The 13,291-nt window shown below is 56.1% G+C and carries 13 protein-coding genes and 1 pseudogene; 13 read left to right on the top strand and 1 reads right to left on the bottom strand.

From position 1 onward, the window contains the following. The first annotated feature begins 99 nt into the window (after positions 1-99). The 7 genes and pseudogenes from ROLI_RS10155 to ROLI_RS10185 all read left to right on the top strand — a co-directional run. Positions 100-1,140 carry a substrate-binding domain-containing protein gene (locus tag ROLI_RS10155; RefSeq protein WP_187430732.1) on the top strand — a complete coding sequence of 347 codons (1,041 nt, stop codon included), beginning with the start codon at positions 100-102 and terminating at the stop codon, positions 1,138-1,140. A 75-nt stretch (positions 1,141-1,215) separates the two neighbouring features. Beyond that, positions 1,216-2,703 carry a phosphate ABC transporter permease subunit PstC gene (pstC, locus tag ROLI_RS10160; RefSeq protein WP_187430731.1) on the top strand — a complete coding sequence of 496 codons (1,488 nt, stop codon included), beginning with the start codon at positions 1,216-1,218 and terminating at the stop codon, positions 2,701-2,703. After that, on the top strand, positions 2,700-4,061 hold the full coding sequence (pstA, locus tag ROLI_RS10165; protein WP_187430730.1) for a phosphate ABC transporter permease PstA: 1,362 nt from the start codon (positions 2,700-2,702) through the stop codon (positions 4,059-4,061). The genes pstC and pstA overlap by 4 nt, the downstream gene beginning before the upstream one ends. A gap of 13 nt (positions 4,062-4,074) precedes the next feature. Then, complete coding sequence (pstB, locus tag ROLI_RS10170; protein WP_187430729.1) at positions 4,075-4,872, top strand: phosphate ABC transporter ATP-binding protein PstB; 798 nt, start codon at positions 4,075-4,077, stop codon at positions 4,870-4,872. Positions 4,873-4,876: 4 nt separating this feature from the next. Continuing rightward, entirely contained in the window at positions 4,877-5,587 is a 711-nt protein-coding gene (gene phoU / locus ROLI_RS10175) for a phosphate signaling complex protein PhoU (protein ID WP_187430728.1), read from the top strand. After that, positions 5,588-6,277 carry a phosphate regulon transcriptional regulator PhoB gene (gene phoB, locus ROLI_RS10180; RefSeq protein WP_187430727.1) on the top strand — a complete coding sequence of 230 codons (690 nt, stop codon included), beginning with the start codon at positions 5,588-5,590 and terminating at the stop codon, positions 6,275-6,277. 93 nt (positions 6,278-6,370) lie between these two features. Beyond that, positions 6,371-7,164: pseudogene (locus tag ROLI_RS10185) on the top strand (IS30 family transposase); the annotation flags it as partial. A gap of 222 nt (positions 7,165-7,386) precedes the next feature. On the opposite strand, the gene ROLI_RS10190 reads toward ROLI_RS10185, so the two are convergent. Continuing rightward, on the bottom strand, positions 7,387-7,614 hold the full coding sequence (locus ROLI_RS10190; protein ID WP_262386695.1) for a hypothetical protein: 228 nt from the start codon (positions 7,612-7,614) through the stop codon (positions 7,387-7,389). A gap of 287 nt (positions 7,615-7,901) precedes the next feature. Here ROLI_RS10190 and phnC point away from each other — a divergent pair, with 287 nt between their 5' ends. The 6 genes from phnC (at position 7,902) to ROLI_RS10220 (ending at position 13,240) form a co-directional block, all read left to right on the top strand. Next, positions 7,902-8,717 (top strand): phosphonate ABC transporter ATP-binding protein, encoded by an 816-nt coding sequence (gene phnC / locus ROLI_RS10195; RefSeq protein ID WP_187432136.1) that lies wholly within the window; start codon positions 7,902-7,904, stop codon positions 8,715-8,717. Positions 8,718-8,812: 95 nt separating this feature from the next. Next, positions 8,813-9,721, top strand: a complete 909-nt coding sequence (gene phnD, locus ROLI_RS10200) for a phosphonate ABC transporter substrate-binding protein (protein WP_187432135.1) — start codon at positions 8,813-8,815, stop codon at positions 9,719-9,721. Between the two features lie 66 nt (positions 9,722-9,787). Beyond that, the gene (gene phnE / locus ROLI_RS10205; protein WP_187432134.1) at positions 9,788-10,663 is read left to right on the top strand and encodes a phosphonate ABC transporter, permease protein PhnE; all 876 of its coding nucleotides are present in this window, start codon (positions 9,788-9,790) and stop codon (positions 10,661-10,663) included. Next, positions 10,660-11,973 carry a phosphonate ABC transporter, permease protein PhnE gene (gene phnE, locus ROLI_RS10210; RefSeq protein ID WP_187432133.1) on the top strand — a complete coding sequence of 438 codons (1,314 nt, stop codon included), beginning with the start codon at positions 10,660-10,662 and terminating at the stop codon, positions 11,971-11,973. Before phnE (ROLI_RS10205) ends, phnE (ROLI_RS10210) begins: the two co-directional genes overlap by 4 nt. Next, positions 11,973-12,614 carry an SDR family NAD(P)-dependent oxidoreductase gene (locus tag ROLI_RS10215; RefSeq protein WP_187432132.1) on the top strand — a complete coding sequence of 214 codons (642 nt, stop codon included), beginning with the start codon at positions 11,973-11,975 and terminating at the stop codon, positions 12,612-12,614. The genes phnE (ROLI_RS10210) and ROLI_RS10215 overlap by 1 nt, the downstream gene beginning before the upstream one ends. A gap of 11 nt (positions 12,615-12,625) precedes the next feature. Further along, positions 12,626-13,240, top strand: a complete 615-nt coding sequence (locus ROLI_RS10220; protein ID WP_262386694.1) for a chloramphenicol acetyltransferase — start codon at positions 12,626-12,628, stop codon at positions 13,238-13,240. Positions 13,241-13,291: the final 51 nt, after the last annotated feature.

The following is a 13,291-nucleotide window of genomic DNA, read 5'->3' on the forward strand; positions in this document are numbered from 1 at the left end:
TTACGTTTCTGTCACAAAAGCTTTGTTAGAGCTTCGTACCAAGCGCATCAAGGTTGCCAGTGGGGCGACCAGATTCGAAATAAAATGACAGGAGACATCATGTCGTTCGTAAAACTCACCACCTCCGCACTGGCCATTGCAGCCGTTTGTGCCTCCACCGCCAGCGCGCGGGATCAGGTGCAGGTTGCAGGCTCATCGACCGTGCTTCCCTATGCCTCCATCGTCGCCGAAGCCTTTGGCGAGAACTTTGATTTCCCAACACCAGTTGTTGAATCAGGTGGCTCCTCGGCTGGCCTGAAACGCTTTTGTGAAGGCGTCGGCGAAAACACACTCGATATCGCAAATGCCTCGCGCAAGATCAAAGACGGTGAAGTTGCTGTCTGCGCCGAAAATGGCGTGACCGACATTATCGAGGTCCGCATCGGGTATGACGGGATCGTATTTGCCTCCGATATTGGGGGCAATTCTTTTGAGTTCACGCCCACCGATTGGTACAAGGCGCTCTCTGCACAGGTGGTTGTGGATGGCGCAATCGTGGAAAACCCCTATACGATGTGGAACGAGGTGAACCCGGATTTCCCCGCGCAGCCCATTCAGGCCTTTGTTCCCGGCACCAAACACGGCACACGCGAAGTTTTCGAGGATAAAGTGATCCTTGCGGGCTGTGAGGCGACGGGCGATTTTGACGCGTTCAAGGCGGCAAATGGCGATGACAAGAAGGCCGCCGAAAAAGCCTGTATCGGGCTGCGCACGGATGGTAAATCGGTCGATATCGACGGCGATTATACCGAAACACTGGCGCGTATCGACAGCAATAAGGACGGTATCGGTGTCTTTGGTCTGGCGTTCTATGAGAACAACACCGACAAGCTCCAGGTCGCCAATATGTCCGGTGTCACACCCTCCACTGAAACGATTTCGACCGGCGAATACCCGGTATCGCGCCCGCTCTATTTCTATGTGAAAAAGGCACATATCGGCGTGATCCCAGGCCTGAAGGAATTCGCGGAGTTCTTTGTGGCTGATGAAATCGCGGGACCGGATGGGCCGCTTTCCGAATATGGTCTCGTGGCGGATCCCGAGCTGGCGGAGACGCAGACCATCGTTGCCGAAGAAGCGGTTCTGGGCGGTAACTCCTGAGCCTGACCTGACATGCGGGGGCTGTTTTGACGGCCCCCGCACTAAATTTTGAAACTCTCTTTTCTGGTGGACCGCATGTCATTGAGCTTGACCGGATACGTGATCCTGATCGTCCTGGCGCTTACGATTGCGGGCTTTTTTGCCGCGCGCAGCCGGGCGAAGACCTCCGCGGGCGGTGACATCCGGCTGCTGCACTCTCTGCCGAATTATTACGGGTATAACGCGGCCATGTTTACGGCGGTCCCGGCTTTTGGCGTCATGGTGATCTGGTTGTTTGCGCAGCCGATGATGATCGACAATGCCATTTTCAGTGACATCCCCGATGGCATGATCGCAGAAGGCTCCTCTCGCGGTCTGGTGATGAGCGACGTCCGTCGTATTGCCGAAGGGTTGGATATCGCGGTGGCCCAAGGCGCGCTGAGTGAAGCAGAGGCCGCGTCCCTGCAATCGGATGAAACGGATATCCGCAGCCTTTTGGGCGAGGTCGGGGTCGCATTGGGGTCCGATGTCGAGGCAGAGGTACTGCTTGCTGCGCAGTCATATCGCGCGCAATCGGTTTCGGGCACCTTCTGGATGGCTATCGTCACCATCGCGCTGGCCGTTTTTGGGGGGGCTGCGACAATCTTTGTAGCCCGCGCCGATTTTCGCGCCCGCAACATGGTCGAGCGCGGGGCCTTGGCCGTGCTGATCCTCGCAGCGTCGCTGGCGATTTTGACGACGATCGGCATTGTCTTTTCGATGTTGTTTGAGAGTATCAATTTCTTTCGCCTGCACCCCTGGACCGATTTCTTTTTTGGGACCAGCTGGGCCCCGAATTTTCGCGGCGACAGTGATCTGTCGATCCTGCCACTGCTCTGGGGCACGCTCTACATCTCGATCATCGCATTGCTGGTGGCCGTGCCCATCGGGCTCTTTGCCGCCATTTACCTGTCCGAATACGCAGGCCTCAAGGTGCGCGCGGCGGCCAAGCCTCTGCTGGAAATCCTCGCGGGCATCCCGACAATTGTTTATGGCCTTTTTGCGCTGCTGACGGTCGGCCCCGCGCTGGTGCGCGTCTTCGGGCGCGGCGAAGAAGGTCTTTTGGGCGTGGAATGGATGAGCGGGGCGACGGCGGTGCTGACGGCCGGTCTGGTCATGGGCATCATGCTGATCCCCTTTGTCTCCTCACTCAGTGACGATATCATCAACGCGGTGCCGCAATCGTTGCGCGACGGCTCCTTTGGCCTTGGGGCGACCCATTCCGAAACCATCCGGCAGGTCGTTTTGCCTGCGGCCTTGCCGGGGATCGTTGGGGCGATCCTGCTGGCGGCTTCGCGCGCCATCGGCGAGACGATGATCGTGGTGCTGGGCGCAGGGGCCATCGCCAAATTCTCCGCCAATCCGCTGGAGGCGATGACAACCATCACCACGCGGATCGTCAGCCAATTGACCGGTGACACGGATTTTTCCAGCCCCGAAACGCTGGTGGCTTTTGCGCTCGGTTTGACGCTCTTTGTCCTGACACTCGGGCTTAATGTGATCGCGCTTTATATTGTGCGCAAATATCGGGAGCAATACGAATGAGCGACGCAACACACCCCTCGGCTCCCGCCGTCACGCCCGTTCCCGGCAAAGGGTCCTTGTTGATACAGGACGCCCGCACCCAAAAGCGCAACGCCGCAGAGCGCCGCTTCAAGGCTTACGGCATCATCGCCATCACCATCGGCATGCTGATGCTGATCACATTGGTCTATAATATTCTGTCGCGGGGCACCGGGGCATTTCAGCAGACATTTGTGACCATCGAAGTCACCCTGCCAGAAGCCAAGCTGGACAAGAATGGCAACCGAAATATTGATGACATCAAGAAGGTTTCGACCTTTGGTTATGCACCTTTGCTGCGCAGCGCCTTTGAGGAGAAGACCGCCGCACTTGGTATACAAACCGGCATGAAATCCAAGGAAATGGCGGGAATTCTCTCGGCCAGCGCCCCTGCGCAATTGCGGGACTTCGTTATTGCCGATCCTTCGGTTATCGGCACGACCGTTGCGTTTGAATTTCTGGCCTCGGGTCGGGTTGATGGGTATCTCAAAGACCGGGTGAGCCGGGACAGCATTGCCAATGACAATAACATCAGCGTGGCACAACTCGATCTGGTGGATCAACTGGTCGCGGCCGGCAGTATTGAAAAGCGGTTCAATCTGGCCTTCATCACCGGCTCGGACAGCTCGGATGCGCGCCCCGAAGCCGCCGGCATGGGCGTGTCGATGCTCGGCTCACTCTTCATGATGCTGGTTGTGCTGGCGCTGGCGCTGCCCATTGGCGTGGCGGCCTCGATATACCTTGAGGAATTCGCGCCCAAGAATTGGATCACCGATATCATCGAGGTCAATATCTCCAATCTGGCGGCGGTGCCCTCGATCGTCTTCGGCATTCTCGGGTTGGCGGTCTTTATCAACTACATGCACCTGCCGACCTCGGCACCGCTTGTGGGCGGGCTGGTTTTAACCCTGATGACCTTGCCCACTATCATCATCTCGACACGCGCCTCGCTCAAGGCCGTGCCGCCATCGATCCGGGACGCAGCCCTTGGGGTAGGGGCCTCGAAAATGCAATCGGTGTTCCATCACGTCCTGCCGCTCGCCGCGCCAGGTATCCTGACCGGGACAATCATTGGCCTCGCGCAGGCGCTGGGGGAAACCGCGCCGCTTTTGTTGATCGGTATGGTTGGTTTCATCGCCTCCAACCCGCCCGACAGTATCGCAAGCGGACTGCTCGATCCAAACTCCGCCATGCCCGCCCAAATCTACGAATGGGCCAAACGCGCGGACCCGGCCTTTTACGAACGCGCCTGGGGCGGCATTATTATCCTCCTGGTGTTTTTGATCACAATGAACACGATTGCCGTCATCTTGCGGCGCCGTTTTGAGCGCCGCTGGTAAAGAGGACATTGCTATGAACGATATGAGAATACTGGAGAGAGACGTGGACACCAACACGGTCAAAATCGCAGCCAAGGGCGTTCAGGTCTATTACGGCGACAACCATGCCATCAAGGACGTGAATGTCGACATTCAGGACAAGACGGTCACGGCTTTCATCGGTCCGTCCGGCTGCGGAAAATCAACTTTTCTGAGGTGTCTCAATAGGATGAACGACACGATTGATGTATGTCGTGTCACTGGAGATATTCGGATCGACGGCGAGGACATCTATGACAAGAAGGTCGACCCGGTGCAGCTGCGCGCCAAGGTCGGCATGGTTTTTCAAAAACCAAACCCTTTCCCTAAATCGATTTTCGACAATGTCGCCTATGGTCCGCGTATTCACGGGCTGGCGCAAAACAAGGCGGATCTGGACAATATCGTCGAGCAGGCCTTGCGCCGGGCGGCGATCTGGAACGAGGTCAAGGATCGCCTGAACGCGCCGGGCACGGGGCTTTCAGGGGGCCAACAACAACGGCTCTGCATTGCGCGCGCCGTCGCCACCGAGCCGGAGGTGTTGTTGATGGATGAACCCTGTTCCGCGCTGGATCCGATCGCCACGGCGCAGGTGGAGGAATTAATTGATGAATTGCGCCAGAACTACTCCGTGGTCATCGTCACGCATTCCATGCAACAAGCGGCCCGCGTCAGTCAGAAGACAGCGTTTTTCCATCTGGGCAACCTGGTGGAATATGGCGAAACAGGTATGATTTTCACCAACCCCGAAGATCCGCGCACCGAAAGCTACATTACTGGTCGAATTGGATAATATTATGCAAGATCAACATATTGCGTCGGCTTTTGACCGTGATCTGGAAGCCATTCAAGCGCAAATCATGAAGATGGGCGGGCTGGTGGAAGCATCAATCCGCGAAGGATCATTGTCGCTGGATACGCGCGATGAGGAATTGGCCGAAAAGGTTCGCCGCGCGGATCGCGTCATCGATGATCTGGAGGAAATGATCAACGAGGAAGCTGCGCGCGTGATCGCCTTGCGTGCGCCCACGGCGCGGGATTTGCGCCTCGTTCTGAGCGTGATCAAGATTAGCGCCAACCTGGAACGTATTGGAGATTATGCGAAAAACATGGCCAAGCGTACAGGCGTCCTGTCGCGTATGGCGCCAGTGGATGACAGCACCAGCGCCTTGCGCCGTATGGCGCGCGAGGTCGAAATGATGCTTAAGGACGCGCTGGACGCCTATATCCAGCGCGATGCGGAATTGGCCATGGATGTGATCAATCATGACCGCGACGTGGATCAAATGTATAATGCGTTGTTTCGTGAATTCCTGACCTTCATGATGGAGGATCCGCGCAATATCACGGCCTGTATGCACTTGCATTTCATCGCAAAAAATATCGAACGCATGGGGGATCACGTCACTTCCATTGCAGAACAGGTGGTCTATTTGGTGACCGGTGAGCACCCCGACGAAGCCCGCCCCAAGGCCGACAAGACGTCGGTGGTTGCGGAGGACGGGTAGATGTCAGTTGATCAGCCCCGTGTTCTGATTGTGGAGGATGAGCCCGCGCAGCGCGAGGTTCTGGCCTATAATCTTGAAGCCGAAGGGTTTGCCGTGAGCCGAGCCGAAAACGGCGAGGAAGCCTTGATGCTGGTGGATGAAACGGCTCCCGACGTGATCGTTCTGGATTGGATGATGCCCAATCTTTCGGGTATCGAAGTCTGTCGCAGGCTCAAGATCAAATCGGAAACGCGCAGCATTCCGATCATCATGCTCTCGGCGCGCTCTGAGGAGGTGGACCGGGTCAGAGGGCTTGAAACGGGCGCGGATGATTATGTGATCAAACCCTATTCCGTGATCGAATTGATGGCGCGGGTGCGTAGTCAACTGCGCCGTGTGCGTCCGGCGGCGACAGGGGAAAGGCTTGAATATGAAGATATTCTGCTGGACGCGGTGACCCATCGCGTGAGTCGCGACAAGCATGCATTGAAGCTTGGGCCGACCGAGTTTCGTTTATTGTGCACATTTATGGAAAAACCAGGGCGCGTCTTTTCACGTGAGCAATTGCTGGACCGTGTCTGGGGGCGTGATATCTATGTGGATACGCGAACTGTTGACGTTCACATAGGTCGTCTGAGAAAGGCACTGACCCAAAACGGCGGTTCAGACCCGCTGCGCACGGTGCGCGGTGCAGGCTATGCCTTAGGATAGTATGGTGCGCTGTTGAGTACCGATGTTTTGGATTATAAATTGACATATTTATTTACATAATAACCATTATGATACTTTTTCGCCCATAGGGACGCGTTGAATGCGCAAGACCTGTACGAAGACCGGCGCGCCATCCATCGCAAGCTGAACCGATTTCCAGAAGTCATGGCCGCTGTGCGCAGCGGTTTTGACGCTGGATGGTCGCCCGAAAAAATCGCTGGCCGGATGCGGTTGGAGCGGCATCCCATGCGGGTCAGTCATGAGACGATCTACCGATACGCATACTCGAAAGATGGCCGTGCTGAGAAGTTCTATCAGCATCTGCCGCGTCATCGGCGCAACCGCAGACCTCGCGGCATGCGCAAGCGGTATGGCAATCAGTTCCTTGATGAATTAGCGATTAAGCACCGTCCCGAAACTGTTGGAGATCGCGTTCAATTCGGCCATTGGGAGTGCGATCTGGTCATGTTCCGCAAGGAATTTGGCAAGGCCGACGTCACCTCTCTGGTCGAACGCGTCAGCCGGTTCGCAGTCGTCCTGAAGAACCTAGACCGGCAGTTTAAACCTGTCATGGAAGGCCTGGTCGATGGCCTGTCATCCCTACCAGCGCATGCCCGGCAATCCATCACCTTTGATCGCGGGACAGAGTTCAGCGCCTGGCAACATATGAAAGACGGTCTTGGCGCTGGCAGAAAGGCACTGTCGAGAACACCAACAACCGTCTGCGCCGATGCCTCCCCCGCAAGTCTGATCGGACGGCATTCACAAATCGATATGTGAAGTCGATTTGCGACCGCCTCAACGCGACGCCGCGTAAATGCCTAGGGTATCAAACGCCAGCAGAAGTGTTTCGCAAAAAACTCATAGAAGGAGCTACAATACCCTGATAAACTCGAAACACAGAAATTGCGCTTCGCCGTGAGTTCACAACGGGGCACATTACACAATGCTGCTGTAACAACTCCGATCATCAGCAAACGCATTGTTGAGCAACTGAAGCCTTATTTGGATGCTAAATATCTGATGTTGAGCGCGGCAGTTTATGTGCGCATGGAAGCTCTGTCACCAAGACCTGCCCCAGCGACGGATCGGCTTAAGGAAGCCAGCAATTAGGTTGGTCCGGGAATTTCGCCTTCCCAATGTTCGCCCATGGCGACAATGCACGATGTTCCGTTTGTGTAATTCTGTACGATGATCCAGTCGCCGTTCCTTTGGGTGACCCAGATTTCTAACAGGGTTTCAGGGTCCCGCAGGCCCCTCCCCTGACGCTCTGCACCCAGAGCATTCGTCAGCATATGCGCCATGCGCGTGCTGTCATCACAACTAACATCAGTCATTTGCGCTTCCGCAAGTGCAGGAATCGAGAAGCAGATAGAAAGAGTTAGCGCATAACGAAGAACCATAAGAGAATCCTAATCGCCTGACTTTTAAAATGTAACAGTTTTATGAAGTAATGTGGATAACTATGGCCCCAAGGCAATATGTCTCAATCATTATAAAAGCTTGCGCCTCTAGCGTTCTGGGAGTGTCATGTTTCTTTTACTTTTATGTAAAGAAACTGATTCAAAACCGTCATCAAACTGCAGCCTCCGCCGATTAAGTGCTCACCAAACATGGGGGCGATATGCTGAAGATTGATAAGCTGACCAAGCGGTTCGGGGATAAAACGGCTGTAGATGCTGCAAACATCTTGGTGGAAAAACCGTCAATGATTGGGATCATTGGCCGTTCTGGCGCAGGTAAGTCCACGCTTTTGCGGATGGTCAATTGTCTGAGCGATGCCTCTGAGGGCACGATTACCTTTGAGGATGAAAAGATCACTGGGCTGCGGGGAGCTGCGCGGCGCAATTGGCAATCGCGATGTGCCATGATTTTCCAGCAGTTCAACCTCGTCCCTCGCATGGATGTCGTATCAAACGTGCTGCACGGCACCCTGAACAAGCGGTCGACCTTTGCGACAATGTTCAACCTTTACCCGCAGGCCGATATTCATCGGGCCATTGAAATCCTTGACCGGCTCGGTATTGCCGAACAGGCCCCGAAACGGGCCGAGGCACTATCAGGCGGCCAGCAACAGCGCGTGGCGATTGCGCGGGCCTTGATGCAGGACCCGAAAATCATCCTTGCCGATGAGCCGATCGCCAGCCTTGATCCGATGAATGCGCAAGTGGTCATGCAAGCCCTGCGCCGCATTCACGAAGAAGACGGGCGCATGGTCATCGCAAACCTTCACACGCTTGATACTGCGCGACGCTATTGTGATCGCGTAATCGGGATGCGCGATGGGCGTATCGTCTTTGATGGCACGCCAGAGCAGCTGACCACCGGGGTCGCACGTGACATCTACGGGGCTGGCGCAGATTTTTCCGAAGCCGCCACTTCCACCGAAATCGAAACACTGGACAGGTCAGAGGTTCGCGAATTGAAAGCCTACGCCTGAGCCAGTTTCAGCCTGCGCATCTGCTGGAGGCCACCTTAATCAACCCGCCCTAAGATAGCCGCAAAGCGGTGGGGCAACAAACCACGGAGACAACGATGAAAAAGACCCTCGCACTGGCACTTGCCGCTTCTACAGCTCTTAGCACAGGCGCTTTCGCAGAAGAGATCACTGAATTTCGCATTGGAGTCCTCGGCGGCGAGAACGCTCAGGACCGAATGAATTCCTTTCAATGCTTGGCTGACTACACGACACAGGCACTTGGCGTTGAAACCAAGGTCTTTGCGCCCGCCGACTATAACGGCGTGATCCAGGGCTTGCTTGGCGGCACCATCGACATGGCTTGGCTGGGCGCATCGTCTTACGCTGCAATTTATCTGCAGGATACTGAAGTAGTTGAACCGGTTCTGGTTAAGGTGAACCTTGACGGTTCAATCGGATACCACTCAATCGGTTTCGCTCGCGTCGATAGCGGCATCACGTCTTTGGACGATATGCAGGGCAAGGTGTTCGGTTTCGGTGATCCCAATTCCACATCGGGCTACCTGATCCCCTCTATCGAAATTCCGCAAGCCACTGGGGCATCAATGGCATCTGGTGACTTTTTCGGTGAAGTCAAATTCACCGGCGGCCACGAGCAGACCATTGTCGCCGTCTACAACGGCGATATTGACGGCGGTGTCAGCTGGGCAGATGGACAGGGAAATTGGGAAGACGGGTACAATTCCGGTGCGCTGCGCCGGGCGGTTGACGCTGGTCTCGTTGACATGAACGACATGGTGGAAATCTGGAAGTCGAATGTGATCCCTGAAGGCCCCGTGGTTCTGCGCACAGCACTTCCAGAGGGTGTGAAAGCGACGATGATCGATCTGATGGACAACTTGTACGAGAACGACGCCGAGTGTTCCTACGGCGTCTTTGCGGGCGAGAATCTTGGTGCGCAACCCGTGACCCACGACACCTACCTTTCTGTGATCGAAGCCCGCAGAGCCGTAATTGGAAACTAAAACATTTTTTATAACGCATCCGGTAGCCCTTTGGGGCTGCCGGTATTTCTTTGTCCGGGGGTCAGGATGGCAGATATATCACTCAGTGGCGCGCCACACCACGTAGATGGCATTCAAGCCAGCTATATGGCGCAGGTACAGCGCCGCAGGCTCTATGGCGGTCTCACTCTTCTGATTTTCGTCGTTCTGATGGTTTCCGGGTTCAATGTCGCAGATGACCGCAACGCTGGCGGTTTCTGGGATGGGCTGCATCAGATCGGCGACTACCCCGCCGATGTTCTTTCAGAGGCATGGGAAAAGCGGGCCGATCTGCCTGCCCTCATCGTTAAGTATTTTCCCGCCTTGGTAGAAACAATAAATATCGCCGCTGTGTCGACCCTCATCGGGGCTATTGGCGGCTTGTTCCTGTCGTTGCTCGGCACGCGTGGCCTTGCCAAATGGCCACGCATGATACCTCTGTTCCGCCGCATCTCGGATATCATGCGCGCCGTGCCCGAGATCGTCATCGCGCTGGTCCTGATCTTTGTGCTGGGCGGTGGGCCCGTTCCCGCGATGATCGCAATTGCCATCCACACGGCTGGTGCTCTGGCCAAGATGTTTTCCGAAGTGTCTGAGAACACAGATTTGAAACCTGTCGAAGGGCTTGCCTCCGCAGGTGCCACATGGTCGCAGCGGATGCTTCTGGGTGTGCTGCCGCAGGTCGCGCCAAACTACGTGAGCTACGCATTGCTCCGGTTCGAGATCAACATTCGTGCATCCGCTATACTAGGCTTTGTTGGTGCGGGTGGTCTTGGATATGAGCTGCGCAATTCCATGGCTTGGGGACCAGGCCGCTTTGACGAAGCGGCCGCGATTTTCATCCTCCTGTTCGGCACGATCGTGTTCTTCGATCAAGTGTCCAGCCGCTACCGCAATCGTTTGACGGAGGGACAAGGCCAATGACCACTATTGATCTGGACGCGACCAAGTTTGAGGCCGAAAAGCTCTTTCAGCGCAAGCGCTTGATTGGTTTTGGCATCCCTGCGGTCATCGCAGTTTATTTCGTCTATATCTTCTTCGCGTTTGACCTGCCGGGTCTTGCCGGACGCGCCAATATGGAAAACGCCGTGACGCTGGCTTCCGACAGCTGGTCCCACAAGGTGCATGTCACCCGGGACAATCGATCAGGAGAGATCACCTATGCCGTCGAAGGAGAGCGCAAGGGCCGCTACCCCGAAGATCAAAGACCCGATTGGGTGACCGGCGATGATGCTATCATCATTGATCTGGGGCGTGAGCATATTGTGCGATATCTGCCAGACAACCGGACCGAGATCGAAATTCCCGGCTTCCAACTGATCGAGGCGCAGGCCGAGGGGCGCACCGTCACGACCAACCTGCCCGATGATCTGCCCGATTGGATTTCCGCCTCGGACCGCCGCGTGGGCATCACCACGCCCGAAGGCCGCATTACCTTGACGGGCGCTCGGACCGAGGTTTTTAATTATTTCCCCGGATGGGAGCTGTTCTGGTTCACGCTCGACAGCCCCTACTACGGACAGTCCTTGGCCACGATCCTGTTTGGCGACCAGATCGACCCTGCGCGCGGCAACATCACTGGCGCAGTGTCCGATTGGTGGAACAACGCCATGTGGCGGCACAAGGATGTGGCTTGGGCGATTGGCGAGACGATCCTGATGGCCTTCCTTGGAACAATGGGGGCAGCGATCATCGCCCTGCCCTTGGGCTTTCTGGCAGCCAAACGGTTCTCGCCGTTCATGCTAGTGCGCGCTGCGACCCGCCGCCTGTTCGATTTTGTGCGCGGTGTCGATGCGCTGATCTGGACGGTGGTCCTGGCCCGCGCCTTTGGCCCCGGCCCGCTTACTGGCGCATTGGCAATCCTGATCACGGATACCGGCACCTTTGGCAAAATCTTCTCGGAGGCTTTGGAAAACGTGGATCAAAAGCAAATCGAGGGCGTCGCCTCGACCGGAGCCAAGCCGCTCCAACGCTACCGCTTTGGCGTCATACCGCAGATTGTGCCGGTGCTTCTGGCCCAAATCCTTTACTTCCTTGAATCCAACACCCGCTCTGCCACCATCATCGGCGCGATCACGGGCGGTGGCATCGGCCTTATGCTGACCCAAGCAATCCAGACCCAGAAAGACTGGGAGGAGGTTGCATATTATATTGTCCTGATCATCGCCATGGTGATGTTCATGGACTGGTTCTCAGGCTGGCTGCGCGGCAAGCTGATCGGGCGCAAAGACTAATGGCCTGCATCCTGATCACCGGAAGCAACCGGGGGATTGGCGCGGCACTGGCTGCACGTACAGGGGATCTCGGGCATGACGTGCTGCGCGCCTCGCGTGCGGGACAGGGTGGCGATGTCATCTTTGATGTCAGCAATCCCCAGCAAGTCCAGGACGCGATATCAGCGATCAACCATCCGATTGATATTGTGATCAATAATGCAGGTATTATCGGACCGGACAGCCTTACAACCGATATGGATTGGACTGCAATGGCCTATACATTTGCGGTCAATGTCGCTGGTGCTCTGGCCGTCAGCACGGCCTGTCTGGATCATTTGCGGCGTAGCAGCAGGCCCCGTATCCTGACAGTTTCAAGTCAGATGTCATATATGGGTTATGCCAAATCGGATCGTATTGCCTACCGCGCCTCCAAGGCTGCGGTAAATAAGGTCATGCAAGGCCTGGCGACGGACTTGCACCCTGACGGCATTGCCGTCGTGCTTGTCGATCCCGGTTGGGTGCAAACCGATATGGGTGGGGCAGAGGCGGATCTTACCCCGTGTGAGGTCGCGGCAGGGATCGTCGCACTGGCGGAAACGCTTAAGTTTGAGCAAACCGGCAAGTTCTTTCGGTGGAATGGCGAGGAGCGCGCGTTTTGAATGCTACCAGATTGAAACCGGACGTCCCCTTTATTCATCCCGATTGCGAGATCACAGATGCAACGTTCGGACAGTATGTGGAAATCGGACGCGGCAGCCGCTTGGCGCATTCCCATATGGATGACTATTCATACTGCGACCGATTTGCCGACATTGCCAATGCCTCCGTGGGCAAGTTCTCCAACATTGCAGCGTTCGTACGGATCGGCGCCACAGACCACCCGATGGAAAAAGCGAGTTTGCATCACTTTCACTATCGCTCAGCCGATTATTTCGAAGATGCAGATCACGATGACGCTTGGTTCGCCCACAGGCGCAGCCGTCGCACGGTGATTGGTCACGATACATGGCTTGGCCATGGCGCGCAGATCCGGCCCGAAGTGAACATCGGCCCTGGGGCAGTTATCGCAGGCGGTGCAATTGTCACTAAGGATGTGCCTCCCTACATGATCGTGGCAGGCATCCCCGCTGTCCCGATGCGTCCTCGTTTTGAACCACGGGTTGTTGAAAGGCTTATGGAACTTGCATGGTGGGATTGGCCGCACGCACGCCTGCGCGACGCGCTTGAGGATTTTCGCAACCTCAGTGCAGAGGAATTTCTGGAGCGCTACGAGGGCACGATCTGACACCAGACGTCACAAAGTTGTAGCGTTGCGCCGTTAGGCAAAGGCAGGCGT

The organism is Roseobacter fucihabitans (assembly GCF_014337925.2).
Lineage (GTDB): Bacteria > Pseudomonadota > Alphaproteobacteria > Rhodobacterales > Rhodobacteraceae > Roseobacter > Roseobacter fucihabitans.

Bases quoted from the DNA above. Each gene is read 5' to 3' on its own strand.
- ROLI_RS10155 (WP_187430732.1), top strand. From the start codon at position 100: ATGTCGTTCGTAAAACTCACCACCTCCGCACTGGCCATTGCAGCCGTT.
- pstC (WP_187430731.1), top strand. From the start codon at position 1,216: ATGTCATTGAGCTTGACCGGATACGTGATCCTGATCGTCCTGGCGCTT.
- pstA (WP_187430730.1), top strand. From the start codon at position 2,700: ATGAGCGACGCAACACACCCCTCGGCTCCCGCCGTCACGCCCGTTCCC.
- pstB (WP_187430729.1), top strand. From the start codon at position 4,075: ATGAACGATATGAGAATACTGGAGAGAGACGTGGACACCAACACGGTC.
- phoU (WP_187430728.1), top strand. From the start codon at position 4,877: ATGCAAGATCAACATATTGCGTCGGCTTTTGACCGTGATCTGGAAGCC.
- phoB (WP_187430727.1), top strand. From the start codon at position 5,588: ATGTCAGTTGATCAGCCCCGTGTTCTGATTGTGGAGGATGAGCCCGCG.
- ROLI_RS10190 (WP_262386695.1), bottom strand. From the start codon at position 7,614: ATGACTGATGTTAGTTGTGATGACAGCACGCGCATGGCGCATATGCTG.
- phnC (WP_187432136.1), top strand. From the start codon at position 7,902: ATGCTGAAGATTGATAAGCTGACCAAGCGGTTCGGGGATAAAACGGCT.
- phnD (WP_187432135.1), top strand. From the start codon at position 8,813: ATGAAAAAGACCCTCGCACTGGCACTTGCCGCTTCTACAGCTCTTAGC.
- phnE (WP_187432134.1), top strand. From the start codon at position 9,788: ATGGCAGATATATCACTCAGTGGCGCGCCACACCACGTAGATGGCATT.
- phnE (WP_187432133.1), top strand. From the start codon at position 10,660: ATGACCACTATTGATCTGGACGCGACCAAGTTTGAGGCCGAAAAGCTC.
- ROLI_RS10215 (WP_187432132.1), top strand. From the start codon at position 11,973: ATGGCCTGCATCCTGATCACCGGAAGCAACCGGGGGATTGGCGCGGCA.